Genomic DNA, 21,055 nt, shown 5'->3' on the forward strand with positions numbered 1-21,055 from the left:
TACACCTCTCTATTCGTCGGCAGCGTCAGATGTGTATAAGAGACAGGTCGAGACTCTCATAGGCAAGGACACTTTTGTCCGGGGCCTGGACCGCTACTTCAAAAAGTTCAGTCACTCAAACGCGGCCACGCAGGACTGGATCGAAGCCATGGAAGAAGAAAGCGGGCAGCCTTTAAAGGAAATGGCCGAAACCTGGCTGAAGCAGACAAAGTTCCCTGTAGTCGAGGTCTCAGCCGAATATGACCTGCCTTCCCGGAAGTTTACCTTCTTCCTAAAACAGCAGGTCCCTGCCGGAGGAAAGCCCTGGGAGTTCCCCTTCAAGGCAGCCCTTGTGGACGAAAATGGGAATGACCTTGCCGAAGTCCTGGAAAGAATAAGTGGGGAAACTGCAGAAATTACGGTTGAAAACGTGGACATGCCTTCTTTCCTTTCCCTGAACAGGGAGTCTTCCTTCTATGGAAAACTTGTTTACAGGGCAAGCCAGGAAGAGCTCCTGCTGCAGGTCCGGAAGGACAGCGACATCACAGGCAGGTTTACCGCCTTCTATACCCTTGTGGACAGGGAAAAGCTTAGGCTCCTTAAAGTTCCGGGTGCAGCCCCCTCTGAAGACTTCATCGAACTCTACTACAGGCTCTTTAATGACCGGCAGCTTCTCGAAAGGGCAGGAGGACAGTTCCTGGCCATTTTTGAGTCCGTAGAAGATGAGGAGTTTGCCCACCACTATCAGGCTCTTTTTGACGTAAAGAAAACACTTCTGCAAGCGGTTGCCTGGAAATACAGGAACTCCCTTATTTCTTCCTACCACTTCTTTGAGAATACTTCGGTTGCACGGGACGCTTCTCTTGAAGAAACAGCAAGGGTGATCAAGGGCAGGCAGGCTAAAAATGTCTGTCTCGGAGTCCTTGCAACCCTCGATACCCCTGATATCCATGCCCTGATAAAACAGCAGTTTGAGACCGCAGCCTGTGCAACAGACAGGTTGAGCGCATTTGCCGCGTACCTTAACAGTTCGGCTCCGGACAAGATTGAAGTCCTCAGGGCCTTTGAAGCGGAATCAAAGCAGAACCTTGTTGCCTGGGAAACCTTCCTTGCAGTAATAGGAAATAACAGCAGTATTGATGCAGTCGAACTGGTCAGGGAAATGGAAAGGTCACCTGCCTTCAGGATCGAACAGACAAACGACCAGCGTGCCCTTTACGGAAGCTTTGCTCGCAACCGCAAAAAGTCCCTCCAGACCGAAGAAGGCAGGGCTCTCTTTGCAGAAATCCTGAAAAAGCTGGCTTCTGTAAACGAATTCAGCACCGTCAATATGCTCAACGCCTTTGCAAACATAGACCAGATGGAATCAAAGTATCATATCCCACTGGTAAAGATCCTGGCAGACCTCCTTGGAGACCTCGACTCCCAGAAATTCCCGAGCGTCTACAACAGGATCCGAAAACTCCTTCTCGGAGCCCCGAAAGCTGTCAAAACATACGGCATAGAGCATGGAGAAATTAAGGCTCTGCTTTCGGAAAAACCGGAAAAGAAGTGAAATCTCGCAGGAGTAAACTACTCAAAAAATAAGTCTGTCCGGAAGAACTGGTTGCCCCGAACCTGATCCGATAATTCGGCCCGGAAGGGCTCGGAAATAGCGCTATTCTTCCGGACCTTTGCTTTTTTGTACCTATTTATTGGGTTTCTGATTATTGAGCTTCAGATTTTGTTTTCCTGGAGCTCTTCTATATACTCATGTTTCTACTCATGTTTCATAGCTGTGCTTCCGCAAAATAGAAGTAAGAAGTTCTTCACCACTTGAAAATATTCCCTGTAATAGAATTGAGGCCTGAAATCTTATTTGAAAGACAGATGCAGGAAGAATATTTATCCTGGGGAAAGGAAATGTTATAAACGTTATTTGGGAGCTTTTTGTCGGATTTCAATATCCGGCTTTTAAGGGGTGGTAAAAGGACGTTTGAATATTTTGAAGGTTTGTTTCTGGACGCATTCTCTGCTCTGTTCAATATTGTGGGCTCTCTTCTCATTATCTACGGCGGGCTCAGGGCAATTTCAGAGATTATCCTGCTTGAAGTTTTGAAGAGACCTTATAGCTACCAGCAGGTAAGAAAAGAGCTGACAAACAAAATTGTCTTCGGGCTTGAGTTTTTCATTGCAGCAGACATCCTTGAAACCGTAAGGAACCCCTCGCAGGAAGAACTGCTTCTGCTGGGTACGGTTGTGTTGATAAGGACGGTCCTTGGCTATTTCCTCAGCAAGGAAGTTTCGGAATACCGGCTGGATTGAAACAGAGTTGAAAAACCTGATCCTGCAAGATGCCTGAACTTCCTTCATCTTTTAACACCCCTTATTTTCTCTGTCTTTTCGGTCCCGAATTCTTCCTAAAAAATCAAATATAAATATAACTATAAATATAAATATAGATATATAAGTCCTCTTCAGTACCTTCCGGGGTTGATGAATTATCGTGGGGACGAGTATGCTTTATAAGACTGCTGTTACGGAGCTATTATAAAGCCCGAATACAGTACAATTTTAAAAATAGTATAATTTAAAAGCAAGTAAAGTGTTAAGGATACAAAATATTATTAAACTCTAATATTATACTAATCCGAAATCAAGATTATGCTGACCCGAACTCCGGGTTGTATTAATAAACTAACATGAAATCGTGTAATAACATGAAATCGTGTAATAACATGAAATCGTGTAATATCATGAAATCGTGTAATATCATGAAATCGTGTAATATCATGAAATCGTGTAATATCATGAAATCATGTAATAACATGAAATCGTGTAATAAATACTAGCATGAAATTGGGTACTACTTGAAACCCGGTATCCGAATAATTCTAAATAATCAGACACAGGAGCAATTTAATGTATCATCTGAAATGTATCGAATGCGGTGCAGAGTATTCCAAAGATGAAGTAATCTATACCTGCAGCAAATGTAACGGGCTGCTTGATGTTATTTATGACTATTCCTCAATTAAACTTGACATGGAAAAACTGAAGACCGAATGCCCTTCGGTCTGGAAGTACGCAAAACTCCTCCCGATCGAAAGGGAGCCTGTGACCATCAGGGAAGGCGGGACTCCTTTATACAAATGCGACCGCCTGGCCGAAAAGATAGGGATTAAAGAACTCTACGTAAAACACGAGGGCATGAACCCAACCGGTTCCTTCAAGGACAGGGGCATGACTGTTGGAGTTACGAAAGCGCTTGAGCTCGGGATGAAGACCGTTGCCTGCGCATCTACAGGAAACACCTCCGCATCTCTTGCAATCTACGGGGCAAAAGCAGGAATCCCTGTTATAGTGCTGCTCCCTGCAGGGAAAGTAGCCCTTGGTAAAGTAGCCCAAGCCCTCATGCACGGAGCAAAGGTCCTCAGCATCCGTGGAAACTTTGACGATGCCCTTGCTCTTGTGCGCACGCTCTGTTCCCAGGAAAAGATCTACCTGTTAAACTCCATCAACCCGTACAGGCTTGAAGGCCAGAAAACCATCGGCTTTGAGATTGCAGACCAGCTCGGCTTCAAAGTGCCTGACAGAATTGTCCTGCCCGTAGGAAACGCAGGAAATATTACTGCAATATATAAGGGTTTCAGGGAGTTCAAAATACTTGGAATAACCGATTCTCTCCCGAAAATGACCGGAATCCAGGCTGAAGGTTCCTGCCCCATCGTAAAAGCCATCAAAAGCGGGGCTCCTGCAATCACTCCGGAAGAGCACCCTGAGACAGTTGCAACTGCAATCAGGATTGGAAACCCTGTAAACGCTACAAAAGCCCTCAGCGCAATCCGGGACTCCCACGGGACTGCAGAGTCTGTTAATGATGAAGAAATCCTTGCAGCCCAGAAGGACCTCGCAAGGCTTGAAGGCATAGGCGTCGAACCTGCAAGTGCAGCCTCTGTAGCAGGGCTTAAGAAACTTGTTGATATGGGTGTCATTGGCAGAGACGAAACCGTTGTATGCATTACTACGGGGCATCTCCTTAAAGACCCTCAGACCGTGATCGATATCTGCGAGGAACCTACTTTAGTGGATGCAAATATCGATGCCATCCGGGAAGCAATCTTCGGAAAGGCGAAATAAAACCGGAAAACAGATCTGATTTGCAAATTCGATTCTCAGATAATTTGATTTGCGAATTTGATTCTCAGATAGTTTGATTTGCGAATTCGATTAAAGAGAAGTCGGAAGATAAATATTTACGTGCCGGAACCGCAAACAGTTGATCTATTTATGTCGGGTGATTGACATAAGCGGGTTCCGGTATCCTTTAATCAATTCAGGATTCTTGAGGCCGCAAATTGGCTTCTTGAAACTGCTTTACTGTTATTATTCATATCCTCAGGATTATTATTCATATCCCCGGGATTTCTTCAGATTCTTTTATCATACTCATCGGTGGGCGTGAACACGAATGGAGCAGGATTATAAACCTCATGAGATCGAAAATAAATGGCAGAAAAAATGGAATGAGAGCCGGATTTTCCAGCCTGAGCCAGATAAGCGGGAAAAGTATTTCATAACAATTCCTTACCCTTACCTGAACGGGAACCTGCATGCAGGGCACACCCGGACTTTTACTATAGGGGACGTCGTGGCAAGGTACAAAAGGATGCTCGGATACAATGTGCTTTACCCGATGGGCTTTCACGTAACAGGCACACCCATTGTGGGGCTTGCTGAGCTGATTGCAAGCCGGGACCCTCAGACCATGGACGTTTACGAACGCCTCCACGGGATTCCCGGAGATATCCTGCCGACCCTCGATACCCCTGAAAAAATCGTTGACTATTTCAAGCAGGAAGCCGAGAAAGCCATGCGCATGATCGGGTACTCCATTGACTGGAGGCGCAAATTCACAACAACTGACCCGACCTACAAAAAGTTCATTGAATGGCAGTATGTCCGGCTTGAAGAAAAGGGTCTGATCGGGAAAGGCTCCCACCCCGTGAAATGGTGCCCGAACGACAACAACCCTGTAGAAGACCATGATATCCTGCATGGGGAAGAAGCCACAATTGTGGAATACACCCTGATAAAATTCAGGTACAAAGATCTGGTCCTCCCCTGTGCTACCCTCCGGCCGGAAACCACCTATGGAGTGACAAACCTCTGGGTCAACCCCAAAGTGGATTACGTAAAGGCCAGAGTCGAAAAAGACGGAAACGAAGAGTTCTGGGTTGTCAGCAAGGAAGCTTTCAGAAAACTGACCTTTACGGACAGGACCGTGGAATACATCGAGGACGTGCCTGCAAAATCCGTCATAGGGATAAAACTCACAAACCCGATAACCGGAGATGAAGTCATCTCTCTTCCTGCATCCTTCGTAAGGCCCGAAAACGGAAGCGGAATAGTAATGAGCGTGCCTGCACATGCACCTTTTGACTATCTTGCCCTGCGTGACCTTTATGATGCAGACCTGAGCGAGTACGGGATTACCGAGGACCTCAAAAAAATCGAACTGATTTCCCTTATCAAGGTGCCAGAATTCGGGGAATTCCCTGCAAAAGAGATCGTAGAAAGTATGGGAATTGCAAACCAGAAAGACCCGAAAGCCGAAGAAGCCACAAAGATCGTGTACAGGAGAGAGTTCCACGGTGGAGTCCTTAAGGAGCTCACAGGGAAATATACAGGCTACCCGGTCTCCAAGGTCAAAGACATACTTACCAGGGATTTCATTGCCTCAAATGCAGGAGAATCCTTCTATGAATTCAGTGAACCCGTGGTCTGCCGCTGCGGTACTCCCTGTGTTGTGAACATGGTCAAAGGCCAGTGGTTCCTTAACTATTCAGACCCCGAATGGAAAGCAAAGGTTTACAAATGCCTCAGCCAGATGCGGATTATTCCCGAGGAATACAGGGTAGAGTTCGAAAACAAGGTAGACTGGCTCAAGGATAAGGCATGTGCCCGCAGGAAAGGGCTTGGGACCCGCCTTCCCTTTGATAAGGAATGGCTAATAGAGTCTCTTGGGGATTCGACAATCTACATGAGCTATTATATAATTGCCAGGTTCATCGAGAGAGGCGACCTTGCCCTTGAGCAGCTTACCCTTTCCTTCTTTGATTATGTCCTGCTCGGAAAAGGCGACGTTTCAGCGGTTTCAGCAGAAACAGGCCTTGCCTCCGGACTCATTGACGAAATCCGCAGTGATTTCAACTACTGGTATCCGGTTGACCTGCGTTCTTCCGGAAAGGACCTTGTCCCTAACCACCTGCTCTTCTTCCTCTTCCATCACGTAGCCCTTTTTGAGGAAGATAAATGGCCAAGAGCTCTTGCAGTAAACGGTTTTGTCTCCCTTGAAGGGCAGAAGATGAGCAAGTCCAAAGGTCCCATCCTTACCCTGGAAAGCGCGGTCAGCGCTTACGGGGCAGACATAACAAGGATGTATATCCTCTCATCAGCCGAACAGACCCAGGACGCCGACTGGCAGAATACGGGAATAGAGTCCGCCCGCAGGCAGGTGGACAGGTTCTATTCCTTTGCAAAGGATGTAATCGAGAATGGAAAACGGGCAAATCTGAGCACCGAGCTAAAGCAGATCGACCGCTGGATGCTTTCAAGGATGCAGAACTATATCAGGGGAACAAACACTGCCCTTGACTCCATCCAGACGCGGGAGGCCATCCAGAACTCCTTCTTCCTGCTCCTTAACGATATCAGGTGGTACCAGAGGAGAGGCGGGGAAAACCTGCTTTACTACGTGCTGGACAACTGGGTCAAGCTTATGGCTCCTTTCACTCCTCACCTCTGTGAAGAGATCTGGGAAGCCATGGGGCACGAAGACTCAATCTCCCTTGCCCAGTACCCGCTCTACAATGAAGACCTTATAGACGAAGGAGCCGAACTTGCGGAAGAGGCTGTAAAGAGTACCCTTGACGATATTGAAGAGATCCTGAGGGTTACAAAGATAACTCCTCAGAAGGTCTACCTCTACACCTCTCCTGCCTGGAAAGCCGCAGCAATAAAGTGTGCCTGCGAACTGCAGATTGAAGCCCCTCTGGAAGTAGGTACTCTGATCAAAACCCTGATGGCAAACCCTGACCTGAAGCGTTTTGGCAAGGAGATCCCGAAGTTCGTGCAGAAATTAGTGCCCGAGTTCAAGAGCGGCGGTGCAGAACGCTACGAGACCTTTGCTTACCTCGGCCTTGATGAACAGGCCCTTCTGAAAGAATCAGCCTCCTTCCTGGAAAAAGAACTCGGCTGCCCTGTTGAAATCTACAGCGCAGATTCTCCGGAGTATGACCCGCAGAAGAAGTCCAGGTTTGCAGAACCTTTCAGGCCTGCGATTTACATTGAGGCAAAGCAGGAAGAATAAGAAGATAAAGGAAGAATAAGAAGAATTTAGATTTAAACTAAAAAAATGGTATCCGGGCAAATGCAACAGCCCGGTACTTCTTTTTTTTATTTGCTTTTTCACCCGAGTTGCGATTCGGGATCACAGGAACTCGAAGATTTCCTGGGAGTTTCACTGCGCTCAAAAGGGCTAAATTACAGATCTTTCTGACCTCTACAACCGCATTCGCTGTTTTAAGTCGTTCTTGTCCCGCTCGACGCAGGAGAGCGGTCTTACAATGAAAAAAGAAAAGCCCAAAAGTAAAAGTTACATAAGAAGTAGGGGGGTTCCATGTCTATTTTTATTGTTTTTTATTGCTTTTTCAAGTATCTATTTTCTGATTTCTTCTCTTTTGACGGACCGCCAGACAAGCTGGCGTGGGCACCTTCTACTGTTTTAAAAAAAGGTTCGGAAAAGATCCCTCCTTAGAAGGGATCCTCTCCTTTACGAGAATTAATAGGATCTCTCTTCATTTTCAAGGGACTTTAATACCTCAAGTTTTTTCCTCGCATCCGCCATGTCCGGGTAGACATGCAGGATCTCGTCAAAAGCCTTTATGGCTTCCCCGTATCTTTCCATCTTTCCGAGGATAACTCCTCTGTAGTTCATGGACTGGACGTCCTGGGGGTCTATCCTGAGCAGCTTTTCGAAGGCTTTCAGGGCTTCTTCATAATCTCCGGTTTTTGCTAGAGAGAGGCCGAGATGCCTGAGGGACTGCTCGTGCCAGGGGTTGATGGCAAGGGCTTCCTTAAAAGCCCTGGCTGCGGTCTCGTAGAGTTTCTGTTTGAAGCAGACTACTCCCACGTTATAGATTGCCTTGATATTATCCGGGTCTTTCCCAAGCACATCGTCAAAGGACCTCAGGGCTTCCCTGTACTTTTCAAGCATACAGAAGGCAATTCCTTTGTAGTTCATGGCATCGTAGTTCTCAGGAGAGATCTCAAGGATGCGGTCAAAGTACCCGAGGGACTCCTGAGTCCTGTTTAACTTAATAAGGGTCGTAGCTGCGTTATAAAGGGCTTCTTCATTTTTCGGGTTGAAAAGGGCAGCTTTTTCGAAGGCTTTCAGGGCTTCTTTCGGGTTATCAAGTTCAAGGAGGCAGAGCCCGAGGTAGTTCAGGCTTTCAGGGTCTTCAGGGGACGTTTTGAGCAGCAGTTCAAAGGTCTCGGCAGCTTCTTCATACTCCTCAAGGTTGAAGAGCACAAGAGCCATGTTAGAGAGTGCTTCCCTGTGCTCGGGCTCGCGTTCAAGGACCTGATCAAGGGCCTGCAGGGCTTTTTCGTAGTCCTGAAGTTCGATGCTGGCAATCCCGAGCCTGTAGCAGGCTTCGGTGTAGTCCGGAAAATCAGGGGCAAAGAGGAGCACCCTTTCAAAGTCTCCTGCAGCTTCTTCGAAGTTAAGGAGCTTGAAACTGGCTACTGCACGGCTGTAAAGGATATCCGCGTTTCCAGGGTTCCGGACAAGGGCTAAACTAAAGGCGTTCCGGGCTTCTTCGTACCTGCACAGTGCAAGAAGGGCAAGTCCTTTCTGCTCAAGGGCAGCTGTAATGTCAGGGTTGAGCTCCAGGGCCTTTTCAAAAGCTTCCACGGCTTCCTCGTTCTGGTCAAGCCCTCTCATGACAAGCCCGCTTAAGTACCACACGTCTGCAGCCATCGGCTTTTTCTCAAGGACCTTTTCAAAGGTCTCATAGGCATCCTCATATCTTTCGGTTTTGAGCTGGGCAAGCCCTATTTTGGTCCAGGCGTCTTCTGATTCCGGATCATTTATTTTCGGCCCATTTTCCTGGCTTTCAAGCACAGCCTGTTCAAAGGCTTCAAGGGCTTTTTCATAATGCTCCTGTGAAAACAGCACAAGTCCTTTCCCGTACCACGCCCTCTTAAAGTCCGGGTAAGCCTCAAGTATCTCAGAAAAGACCTCAAAGGCTTCTTCCTGCCTTCCGAGTTCCAGAAGCGTTATCCCTCTGCTGTAAAGGGCCTCTTTTGAAGCTAATCCGCCTCTTGCAAGCTTCTCAAGGGGCAGCAGGGCTTCTTCAGGTTTCCCAAGTTCTATCAGGGCGGATGCAAATTTTTCAAGGAGCTCATGATAGACCTGAGGGTTTTCTCCTGTGTCTCTGGCGTTTGTCTCTCCCCTACCTTCTCCGGTCAGGTTTTCAGCGGAAATTTCAAGAAGGGCGTTTACTGCAGATACGGCTTCTTCTGACTTCCCGAGTTTGAAAAGAGCAAGAGCCCTCTTTTGCAGGATTTCCGGGTCCCGTACTCCTGTCTTGAGGACAATATCAAAGGCTTTTACAGCTCCTGCATACTCTCCTGTTGCAAAGCAGGAAAGCCCTGTATAATAGGGAATGTCAGGCTTCCGGCACCCGAGGTCAAGGGCTTTTTCAAATTCCTGTGGGGCTTCTTTGAAGTTTCCAAGCCTGAAAATGGAAATAGCCCTTAGATATTGCAGATATGCCTTTTTCGGGCAGTACTCCAGCGCAGCTTTAAAGGCTTCAGCTGCTTCTTCATATTTTTCAAGTTCGAAAAGAGTGTATCCTCTCTGGTCGAGGGCGTATGTGCAGGCAGGCTTCAGTTTAAGGACAAGGTCAAAGGCAGCCAGAGCCTCCTGTTTTTTTCCAAGGGCTTTTAAGGCAAGCCCCTTTCTGAAAAGGATAGTTTTTCTTCCCGGAGTCTGAATGAGTACCCTTTCAAAGAGATCCAGGGCTTCTTCATAATGGCCCTGCTTGAAACAGGCAGTGCTCAGGTGTGCAAGGGCTTCAGCATTTGCCGGGTCCCTGACGAGAACTTCCTTAAAGCCCGGTTCAGCTTCTTCATATCTTCCAAGCCTGAGCAGGGAGAGGCTCTTTTTATACATAATATTCCGGACTTTGTCCGGGTTTTTGTCCGAATTTTCAGGAGCTGTTTTAAGGGCTGTCTCAAAGGCTGTCAGGGCATCTTCAAAGTTCCCGAGTTCAAAGCAGGAAAGGGCCAGATGGTAGTATATCTCGTGTATATCCCGGAATGCCGGGTCGATTTCAAGGACTTTTTTGAAGGCTCCGGAAGCTTCTTCATGTTTCCCGAGTTTTGAACAGGACAGCCCGATGAAGTACCAGCCTTCTGCAAACTGCGAATCCTGCTCAGTGAGCCTTGAAAAGACTTCAAGTGCCTTTTCATAAGCTTCCTGCCGGATAAACACAAGCCCTTTCCAGTAAAGTACGGAATCGTTTTTCTGAGAAATTTCTTCAAAAAGGGTAAGAGCTTCGTTGTATTGGCCGAGTTCGAAATGCTCAATCCCTAGCTTTAACTTTGCCTCTTCGAGCTTGAACTTTGCTTCTTCGAGCTTTAACTTCGTCTCTTCCCTGTCAGGGTCAAGTTCAAGCAGGTTTGAGAGGGCTTCAGTAGCTTCTTTATACCTCTTCAGTTCAAGGAAGCAAATCGCTTTGTTGTACAGGGCTGAAAGGTTTTCAGGGTCTTTTTCCAGCACGGCCTCAAAAGCTTCGAGAGCAGTTTCATACTGCCCGGTTTCAAAGAGACAGCTTGCCCTGTATTCAAAGGCGTCATGCAGCTCCGGATTAAGGCGGACAGCCGATTCAAAAGCCCTGGCTGCCTCTTCCTGCCTGTGCAGCCTGTAAAGGGTCAGGCCGCTGTAGTACCAGGTCATGCCCGCGTCAGGTCTTCTCTCAAGTACGCTTTCAAAGGTTTCCAGGGCAGGGAGGCATTTTCCGAGCTTCATCTGGGAAAAGCCCTTGAGGGTTCCGGCGTCTTCATAATCGGCGTCCCTTGTAATTACTTCGGCAAAGGCTTTTACAGCATCTTCAAAGCGTTCCAGTTTCAGCAGGGCAAGCCCTTTCCTGTACCAGGCTTCTCTTGATTCGGGTTTTTCATCCAGTACCTTTTCGAATGCCTGCAGGGCAGTTTCATGCTTCCCGAGCTCCATTGCAAGTTTTCCTGTCCTGCACTGGATTTCCATATCATCCGGATTCTTTGCAGCAAGCTTTTCAAAGGTTTCCAGGGCTTTTTCCTGTTTCCCCAGTTCCATCAATGCAACCCCAATGCTGTAGGAAAGGTCAGGATAATCGGGACTGAGGGAAACGACTTTTTCAAGGTATTCGAGGGCCGCTTCTTTTCTTCCCAGCCTGAGCAGGGATATGCCCCTGTTGTAAAGAGAATCGATATCTTCAGGGTTTGTTTTAAGGACTTCGGCAAAGGCTTCTTCGGCTTTTTCGTACTCTTCTGAGGCAAAAAACAAGAGTCCTTTATTTTTCCAGGCATCCTCAAAGTCCGGCCTGAGTTTTATTGCTTCTTCGAAAGCTTCAAGGGCTTCTTTGGGTTTTCCTAGCTTTCCGAGCACTATTCCTTTCTTGTTCCAGCCCTTCTCAAGATAGGGGTTCAGCCGCAAGCCTTCCTTAAAGGCTTCAAGGGCTTCTTCATAACGTTCCAGAGAATAGAGGGCAAAACCCTTGTTCATCCAGCAGATTTCGTCTTCAGGTTTCAGGTCTGCGGCATTTTCAAGAGCTTTCAGGGCAGGCTCGAATTTCCCGCTGTCGAGGAGAATGAGTCCTTTTTGAAGCCACATGTTGTAGTTTTGCGGTTCCTTTTCAAGGCTTTTTGTAAGGGACTCCAGAGCTCCTTCGAAGCGTCCGAGCCCTACAAGCACTGAGCCCCTGAACTTCTGGGCTTCGATAAAATCAGGGTCATGTTCAAGCAGGCTGTCAAGGGTTTCAAGAGCTTCTTCATATTTTCCTGCTCTGACAAGCAGGCGCCCCTGCTGGAACCATGCATCCGTATTGGTGGGGTCAAGTTCCGTAACACGGGCAAAGGACCGGGCCGCTTCCGCAAAGTTCTGCAGTTTCAAAAGAGCAAGTGCCCTGTTGTACCAGATTTCCTTCATATCAGGATAGGTTTCAAGCACGGAATCAAAGGTTTCGAGGGCTTCTTCGTATGCCTCAAGTTTCATGAGTGCAAGGCACTTATAATTCCAGGCTTCAAAATACGCAGGATCCAGCCGGATGGCTTCTTCAAAAGCCTCAATGGCTTCATTAAGCCTGAGCAGTTGCACAAGAGCGAAACCTTTCCTGAACCAGGCTTCTCTGTGTCCGGGGTTGAGCTTCAATACTTTTGAAAAGGTTTTTTCTGCGTCCTCGTACCTCGAAAGTTCGTTTAAAAGGAGAGCTTTATGGTAAAGGACAGCTTCACTTGCAGGAAACTTCTTTAAAAAATCCTCAAGGGACTGCAGAGCTTCTTCTTTTTTCCCGAGCTTTGCAAGGACAAGGCATTTCTGTTCAAGGGCATTCGTATCTTTTGGGTTTTCCCGGATAAGGGAATCAAAGCATTCGAGTGCATTTTCGTATTTTTCAAGCTTTGCAAGAATCAGGCCCTTTGCATAGCAGGCTTCTGAATTTCTGGGGTTTATTTCAAGCGCACGCCCAAAATTTCCCAGGGCTTCTTCATACCTGTCTGCTTTTCCGGCTACTGTCCCCATTGCACACCAGGCGTCTGTATACTCAGGCTTAAGTTCAAGGGCTTTTTCAAAGCAGAGGATTGAAGCTTCAGTCCTTTCTATTTCGGCAAAAGCAAGCCCCCTCATATACCAGGTTTCAGGGGTATCCGGGGAAATTTCAAGTGCACTTTCATAGGCTTCAAGCGCTTCTTCAAATCTCTCAAGAATGGCAAGAGAGGTTCCTTTTCTGTAGAGGGCTTCGGAGTTTCCAGGTTCAAGCTGCAGGACTTCATTAAATGAGTTGAGGGCTTCCTGAGTTTTTTCAGTTTCGAGGAGAGCAAGCCCTCTGTTGAAAAGGGCTCCCTTATGGCTTGGGTTTTTGTCCAGAATTTTATTGAATGTGTTAATGGCTTTCTCGTACCTTTTGCGTTTAACCAGGTCAAGGCCTCTCTGAAAGGCTTCATCGTGAATGATAACTATTCCTCCTGTCCCTCTTTTCTCGGTATAATCCTGCAGGTTCATCTGAGTATTATGTAAGTTAATCTTTTCTTTTAGTGCGGATCTTTTCTTTTCCGGCTGTTTGTATATCTATAAATTTCGCCAGTGAATGTATGTCGATAAATTTTCATTTGATTAAACTTGCATTGATAAATGTACGCTGATAAGTGTTGAAATTCTGATATACTTTGAATACTGATATGCTTTGAATACTGATATACTTTGAATACTGATATAATTAAAATACCTGTAAATTTGCATTACATAATATTTTAAAATCCGGAATTTGCTGTCATTCTAATTTTTATTTCAAACCTATTTTTCTAACATACTATATAAACAATCTCCCATAAGTGAGAGTGGGAGAAAACTTTCCAAATCTGCTTTTTGTAAATTGTTTATTAAGCGTTTAAGTTGTCTCTTCGAAGAAGGTTTACATTATAAAAGGAGATATTATAAGAAGATATAAAAAGAATTCTAAATCTAAATTATATTTTAAAGATTCCCATCAAGGGCTTTTTTGATGCTTTTGCAGGTTTCTTCATTATGGCAGACAAGCAAAACTATGTCAGGCAGCTCATTTCTCTGAAGAAACTTCCTTACCTGAGAAACTGCAATCCCGGCTGCTCTTTCGGAGGGAAAGCTGTATGCTCCTGTACTTATGGCTGGAAATGCAATCGTTTTTATTTTATGCTCTCTTGCAAGCTCAAGACTCTTCCTGTAGCAGGAAGCAAGAAGTTCATCTTCTCCTCCTCTGCCACCCTGCCATACGGGGCCAACAGTATGTATAACATATTTTGCAGGCAGAAGGTGTCCTGATGTAATTTTTGCTTCTCCTGTGGGGCAGCCGTTAAGGGTTCTACACTCTTCCAGTAGCGCGGGACCTGCAGCCCTGTGGATAGCCCCATCTACTCCCCCGCCTCCGAGAAGTGTATTGTTTGCAGCATTGACAATGGCATCAACTTTCATTTTCACGATATCCCCTTCGAATATCCTTATTCTATCCGGATTTAGTTTCATACTCGATCCCTGACTCGATTCTTTTCTTTTTATTCTTCTTTACAGAGCTTTCCCGGTATTTTGCTCGGGATTTATCTATCTTATTTTCCTGGTTTATTTGACTGGTTTATTTGCCTGGTTTATTTGACTGGTTTATTTGCCTGGCTTATCCTGCTCGCCCTTTTTCCATGATAGATTTATTACATATAGGATGGTTTTTTTCTTAAAGGTCAAAGTTTTTTGATTCGTAAGCTCCCAAACAATGATATAGCATAAAACATAGATTATATTAGTCAACCGAAAAAGGGGATTTCGGTGGCATGCAGGCTTAATTGCCCGCTTAAAAAACTCTAAAACTCTTATGTGCCTCTGGGGGTTACCGGGGCAATCCTGTTAAAAATTTGATCTAAAAGATCCTACAATCTGAAAGATCAAATGTATAAATAGCTAAAATAAACCAGTGACTAAAATAAACCGAGCCAGAAAATTTCTTAGACATATTTCTTAACTCTGGCTAATTTCTTAACCCTTGCTAATTTCTTAACCCTGGTTATATACAGCAAGTGGTGTAAATCTCTGAATAATTTCAATGGGGAGATAAACCATGAGTAACATGACACTTAAGGAGAGACTTTTAAACACATTAGAAGGAAAGCAAGTTGACAAAGTACCTGTTTGTTCCGTAACCCAGACGGGGATTGTGGAATTAATGGATGAAGTGGGAGCTCCCTGGCCGGAATCTCACTCTGACCCCGAGCTTATGGCAAAGCTGGCACTCGCCAACCACGAGCTCAGCGGGCTTGAAGCTGTAAGGGTTCCCTATTGCCTTACTGTCCTGGTCGAAGCCATGGGCTGTGAGATCAATATGGGTACCAAGAACAGGCAGCCCTCCGTTACCGGTCACCCCTACCCCAAAGATCTCGAAGGCGCAGCAATCCCTGCAGACCTCCTGCAGAAAGGCAGAATTCCAGCAGTACTTGAAGCAATCAAGATCATCAGGGAAAAAGTAGGCCCTGACGTGCCAATCGTTGGCGGTATGGAAGGTCCTATCACAATCGCTTCCGACCTTGTAAGTGTAAAATCCTTCATGAAATGGTCCATCAAAAAAATTGAACTCTTCGAACAGACTCTGGACCTCGCAACCGAAGCCGCAATCATCTATGCAAATGCAATGGTAGAAGCCGGTGCAGACATTATTGCCATTGCAGATCCTGTCGCCTCTCCTGACCTCATGAGCCCCGACTCCTTCAAGCAGTATCTCCAGCCAAGGCTGCAGAAGTTCTCCGCCAGCGTGAACTCGGTTACAGTCCTGCATATCTGCGGCAATGTGAACTCTATTCTGGACTATATGGCAGACTGCGGATTTGAAGGCCTCAGCGTTGAAGAAAAAATCGGCAGCGTAAAGAAGGCAAAGGAAATCATCGGAACCAGAGCAAGGCTCGTAGGAAACATTTCAAGCCCGTTCACTTTGCTTCCTGGCCCGGTTGACAAAATAAAAACCGAATCCAAACAGGCTCTTGCAGATGGCGTTGATGTGCTTGCCCCTGGTTGCGGAATTGCACCCATGACTCCTCTCGAGAACATAAAAGCCATGGTCGCAGCAAGAGACGAATATTACGCTTGAAGAAAAGTATGCTTAAAGAAAAGTATGCTTGAAGAAAAGTACGCTTGAAGAAAAGTACGCTTGAAGAAAAGTACGCTTGAAGAAAAGTACGCTTGAAGAAAATGCTGAAAAATGGAAATCTTTTCTTCCAATTTTTAAACAAGTTTCTGCTTTTTACTTTTTTAATTTTAATTATTGAGGTACTGTTTTTTCGGATGTGGTATACTTTATGAAAAAACGAAAATACTTAAAAAATTATTATGAGGTTTTGAAATAACCGGGGTGCCGGAAATTCCCAGGCACCCATCTGGATGTTCTGGTTTATCAGGCATCCAGGGCGTTCAAATAAAAATCTCTAATTTTACTCCTGAATTTTTTGAGGTGCAACTTCACAGGTTCTCTGCTGACCAGTCACCTGCAGCTTTTACCCAGGTCTTGAGCCTGTCAGATGTGCTGAGAGGTGGAGTTCCACATCCGAGCTTACTTGCTTTTGCTCCGCTGTCCAGGGCCTTCCTTACTTCTGCAATGATCTGTTCTTCCGTACCATCGACCATCAGGAGGGGGGTCACGTTTCCAACCACAGGAACGCCATGTGCAAGCTTTGTAGCTTCACTCATATCTACTGTTTGATCGATACTGAGGCTGTCTGCTCCGGTGGCGGTCATACCTTCAATAATCGAGGTTGTATTCCCGCAGATGTGCAGTTCCCAGGGGCATCCATTCTCGTGGATGAAATCTCCAAGCTCCTTTTCTGATGGGCCTGCTACTTTGTAGTAGAACTCCGGCATCAGGAGGTTCGGGGATGCTGATGCATCGGAACAATAGAAAATGTCAGCTCCAGCTTGAGCACAGGCTTCAGCATAAATTTTGCTGATCTCAAGAGACACTGAAAGCCAGTCCTGCATTTTCTCCATGAATTTTTCTTTCTGAAGGCACCTGTAACTAAGCATGGCAAGATTTTCGGCCCCCATCAAGTCTCCGAGAAGGGTAATCGGAGCTTCGATGAGAGCATAGGTAGCAACATCAGGGTATCTTTCCTTTGCAAGTTTAATTGCATCTATTGTGGTCCTGACAAACTTGTTTTCAAGGAAGTTATCATATGTCACATCTTCCGGTTTTTTAAACATGCCTCTCACTGAAGGGTGAATGTCAACTCTCCCCATCTTCACATCAAGCCCGGTAGCAGCAGATTCAACAAACATGCCAAAGGCTACGACGAGGTTATCAATACCTGTCTCCATAGGAGCACAGCTTGCAATGTTGACCATCATCTCTGCGTTGGAGTGGTAGTCAGGCCAGACTGCCCCAGTCTTTTCAATGTACTCCTTAAGCATTGCAACGCCGGAGATTACCGGGATCCTATCAACAGGTTTCCTGTCGAGCATTGCAAGGACCCTTTCCTTTGATGTCATCTCATTGACCATTTCTTTTCAACTCCGTTATTTCTATGATCTAACAACGATTGCGTGAAATATTCAGTTAATAATTCCCCGAAATAGTCAGTCCCATCTTTCTTTTTTGCATACCTCAAATTGATTCAATTGATTGGCTTGCAAATGTGAAAAATAGGGATATGGAAAAATAGAGACGTGAAAATTAGGGGAGCATCCGGATCTTCACCTTTTCACAATTAAATATTTGGCGTAAAGATAAATATAATAACCGACACCAAAAAAACGAATAGCATTGATCTTATCAATCTCGCTCTTTTTATAAACGTGATTGTTAAAAAAGCACTGTTGTATTTTATATTATGGCATTTACAAAATAAATGCATGGGCTAAAATCAATGAATTACATATAATCAACATGTGTATTCCAGTGTAACTCCGTTTACGGAATCAATGTAGTTGATTTTGTGTAAACTTCATAAATATGTTAACGAATATTTGCCTGCGAAAGGGAGTAACCAATTACAATGTCTGGTATAAATTTATATCGCTCTTAAGTTTTTATTCAGTTTTCTGCCCATCCCTTCGTATAGTTCTTTGATGCTGTAAATCCAAAAATTTTTTAAAAATAAAAATTGGAAGAACTGCCTCGGTTAAAGGCCGTAGTTCTCCGGCAGGAAGACTTTGACTTCCGTCTTGTATTTGTCCAGGCAGTCGCTCATGAACTTGTCCTTGTCATCTGTGAGTGCCTCAAAGGCTGCCTTTGCATCTGCAAGGGCCTTGGCTTCGAACCTTGAGAGGGTAAGTTTTCCCTTTGCTCCTTCTTCGACGAGTTTGATGGATTCGAGAGCGGCATTCTTGGCACGGAGGTATATGTCGTTTCCGTCCTTTGCAATTGCCTGCCCGACTTTATAGGCGTTGTCATAGGCGAGCACATAGCCCTGTGGGTCTCTGTACTTGTCAGAGGCGACAAACAGGTCTCTCAGGACCTTTTCGTTTCCAGACTGGAGGGCGACGTTCATGAGAGAACAGTCGTATGCAAGAGTCTCTGACCAGCACTGAACTGTGGTACCGCCGAATTCGCCGTGGTATTCAACGGACTCGTTGGACCAGAGGTCACAGCACTGCATGGTCAGGTTCCCCATCAGGTCGGAGTGGGCACAGGTTGAGGTCTTACCTTCCTGAGCTATCGGGACACCTGAAACGGACTTTACGATGGTGTTTTCGTAACCGCAGTCCTTTCCAGGGCCAACTGCGCCTGCTTCATAGGCCACGAGGGACCTTGCTGCAGAAATCGACCTTGCGATGATTGCAATTGTGTGGGCCAGGTTCTTGTCCAGCAGCCCGCCCGCAATGAACATTGCAGTGTTTGCCTGGGCGCAGTCCGTGTCTCCGGCTGCGACAGTTCCGGTCTTCTTTGCAATTGCTGCAATGTCTTGCCAGATCATCTCCATGTCCATGCTGCCGAGAACGCCTATGCCGTAAAGTATGCCTGCCATGTCGTTCCTGAGAATCGCATAGTCGAAAACTTCCTTACCGCCCATTGACTCAACGGCAAGCAGATCAGCACCGGACTTGGCGCACTGTTCAAAAGCCTCAAGGAAGACTGGGTACTTGTCTCCTCTAAGCTTGAGGTAGTCACGGTCTTCACGGATGTCACCGATGGTGTGGCGGAGAGCGCACTTTATGCCATATTCATCATGGTAGTCTTCCATGATGGTTTTCTGGGCATGGGCAACTTCTGCTCCCCAGGAGGGGTTGTTGGACATCTGCTGGACGTGTTCGGTTTCAAGTACCACGGCGGGAGCTCCTATCTGGACCATCCTTGCCATGATGTCAGTGGTAATCCTCTCATATTCCTTTACGAGCTTTTCCTTGGATGCACCTGCTTCTGGTCTGGGAGCATAGTTCACTTCAGGGGTTGTGTAGCCGGCGCCGATTTCAAGTCCCAGTCCTGCTTTGACGGGCTTGACAGCTTTTCCGAAGACCATGTCATCCGCTTTTGCATAAGCCATTTTAGTGAATCTTGTTACTGCCATCTACTCCACCTCCTCAGTGTTTATGGAATTTCTCCCTCAGCTTTACGATATTGTCCCCATGTGCCTTGATGAAATCGGCCATTTTAGGGGCATCAGATGCTTCTTCACCGTACACGCCAAGTTCATACTGGGATACGAAGTCCTGGTTCACGGCCCCGCCTCCGCATGCAAAGGGAACCCTGTAGCCTTTCTCCATGAGCTTATCGTTTATCTCTTTGAATGCATACATGGTTGTGGTCATGAGAGCTGTACCTGTCAGCATCAGGGGGCTCTCTTTTTCCACGGCGTCCAGGACTTCGTCGACAGGAACATCTCTTCCAAGGTCTATTACATCGTATCCGTTTGCTCTTAGCAGTGCAACCACAATGTTCTTGCCGATGTCGTGGACGTCACCTTCTGCGACGTGGCAGATGATTTTTCCTTTGACTTCGGGGGCTTTGCCAACCTTTTGCTTAAGGAATTCGATGCCCTCAAGCATGGCATCAGCGGACATCATAACGTTTGGCAGGAAAATGACTCCTTCATCGTAGAGCCTGGAGACAACTCCCATTCCTGGCATTAAGGCTCCATTGATGAGGCCCATCGGGTCCTTTCCGGCGGCAATGGCCTTTTTCAGTCCCTCTACAACGTCATCTTCTTCCCCTTCGAAGATAGCTTTTGCAATCGGGTAAATCGTTGAATCTTTTGGATAGAGCTCTTCTGCGGCATCTTCCGGTGTCATTTCCTTTTCAAGTTGTACGTTGTAACGAACCAGAATACCACTGGGATCTATATCTATCAAATGTCTAACCTCCATTTTAGCATTTGAGGAGCAACCAATCCCTTGTTGTTTACAGGACGAAAGCCGGGTTAAAACTAAACAGTCCCTACAAAGATCCTATATATGTTCAAGTGTTTATTAATTCCCCCGTTTTCAATAAAAACAGCCAAACGTGATCTAAATAGGTATAAATCCCCAATTTCTTCCTAATTTATTAAAAGGACTTCTAACTCCCCTTTATTTAATTGTGGTTTTATATATATAATATTCACTGAGCAAGTTTAAAGTTCTAAGACTGAAAACAGGTATTCCCCATTCCTTTGTACTCTGTTTTTCCGTTTATGGGGTTGGATTTCTCTCTAGAAAATACTAATTTGTGCACTTAATGCGTACACAGTAGTACCCGCATCTTAAGAGATGATGCGGAGCAGATACATTTCTTGTATGCTGTACTGTATGCTATTTCATTTTCTGTTTTTTTCAGGGCCCGTTTGAATCCTCTTAACTGATTATTTGATAAAATAACCAAAAAGTATTTATCCACGTACTGCGTTTAGGAGTTTCCCTGATCAGGAGAGATCAGGCGGCAATGAACTTGTAGATTTATGGCAAAATTACTTTTGCAATAAAATCTGTATGCAAGTGGATTGCTGGACAAAAAGCTTTATATACAAGTAACGTCTTGTATGAATCCCTCACACAGCAATTGTGCGAGACTCACCCGCTACCGATCTTTGATGATTGGAGCTGCAGAATCTTTGTAGGTTCAAGCAAAATTTCGTTTTGCGTCGGATCTGCTTTGAAAAATGCGAGGTGGGGAAAAGCTTTATATACAAGGAATGCCTTGTATGAATCCCTCACACAGCTCAAATGTGTGGGTTGAAATTCAAAATCTCTATCATCTTTTAATGGAGACAGGAGTTATTTTTCTGTCTGACGAGGATTTGTCGGTTCGGTTAATTCTGGGTGATAGATGTTTCAACATCTATCGCGAAATGAACT

Annotated in this window: 9 protein-coding genes; 4 read left to right on the forward strand and 5 right to left on the reverse strand. The window is 45.8% G+C overall.

Translation table 11 applies throughout. The features are described 5' to 3' along the window. Positions 1–1,971: 1,971 nt before the first annotated feature. The 3 genes from EO95_RS06020 to leuS all read left to right on the forward strand — a co-directional run bounded on the left by EO95_RS06020 (position 1,972) and on the right by leuS (position 7,330). Positions 1,972–2,283 (forward strand): DUF1622 domain-containing protein, encoded by a 312-nt coding sequence (locus EO95_RS06020; RefSeq protein WP_048133197.1) that lies wholly within the window; start codon positions 1,972–1,974, stop codon positions 2,281–2,283. A 597-nt stretch (positions 2,284–2,880) separates the two neighbouring features. Then, positions 2,881–4,098 carry a threonine synthase gene (gene thrC, locus EO95_RS06025; protein ID WP_048133171.1) on the forward strand — a complete coding sequence of 406 codons (1,218 nt, stop codon included), beginning with the start codon at positions 2,881–2,883 and terminating at the stop codon, positions 4,096–4,098. Positions 4,099–4,429: 331 nt separating this feature from the next. Further along, positions 4,430–7,330, forward strand: coding sequence for a leucine--tRNA ligase (gene leuS / locus EO95_RS06030; protein ID WP_048133173.1), 2,901 nt, complete (start codon positions 4,430–4,432; stop codon positions 7,328–7,330). Positions 7,331–7,801: 471 nt separating this feature from the next. On the opposite strand, the gene EO95_RS06035 is transcribed toward leuS, so the two are convergent. Next, positions 7,802–13,285, reverse strand: a complete 5,484-nt coding sequence (locus EO95_RS06035) for a tetratricopeptide repeat protein (protein ID WP_235282886.1) — start codon at positions 13,283–13,285, stop codon at positions 7,802–7,804. A 471-nt stretch (positions 13,286–13,756) separates the two neighbouring features. Continuing rightward, a complete protein-coding gene (locus EO95_RS06040; protein ID WP_048133175.1) occupies positions 13,757–14,281 on the reverse strand; it encodes an O-acetyl-ADP-ribose deacetylase in 525 nt (174 codons plus the stop codon). A gap of 583 nt (positions 14,282–14,864) precedes the next feature. On the opposite strand from EO95_RS06040, the gene mtaA reads away from it, so the two are divergent. Further along, positions 14,865–15,884 (forward strand): methylcobamide:CoM methyltransferase MtaA, encoded by a 1,020-nt coding sequence (gene mtaA / locus EO95_RS06045; protein WP_048133183.1) that lies wholly within the window; start codon positions 14,865–14,867, stop codon positions 15,882–15,884. A 368-nt stretch (positions 15,885–16,252) separates the two neighbouring features. Here the strand turns inward: mtaA and EO95_RS06050 are convergent, their stop codons facing one another. The 3 genes from EO95_RS06050 to mtaC all read right to left on the reverse strand — a co-directional run bounded on the left by EO95_RS06050 (position 16,253) and on the right by mtaC (position 20,089). Then, positions 16,253–17,287: a uroporphyrinogen decarboxylase family protein gene (locus tag EO95_RS06050; protein WP_048133185.1), complete on the reverse strand. Its 1,035-nt coding sequence runs from the start codon at positions 17,285–17,287 to the stop codon at positions 16,253–16,255. Between the two features lie 620 nt (positions 17,288–17,907). After that, on the reverse strand, positions 17,908–19,293 hold the full coding sequence (gene mtaB, locus EO95_RS06055) for a methanol--corrinoid protein co-methyltransferase MtaB (protein ID WP_048133187.1): 1,386 nt from the start codon (positions 19,291–19,293) through the stop codon (positions 17,908–17,910). A gap of 13 nt (positions 19,294–19,306) precedes the next feature. After that, complete coding sequence (gene mtaC / locus EO95_RS06060) at positions 19,307–20,089, reverse strand: methanol--corrinoid protein MtaC (protein ID WP_082105948.1); 783 nt, start codon at positions 20,087–20,089, stop codon at positions 19,307–19,309. Positions 20,090–21,055 lie beyond the last annotated feature (966 nt).

The organism is Methanosarcina sp. 1.H.T.1A.1 (assembly GCF_000979295.1).
GTDB lineage: Archaea > Halobacteriota > Methanosarcinia > Methanosarcinales > Methanosarcinaceae > Methanosarcina.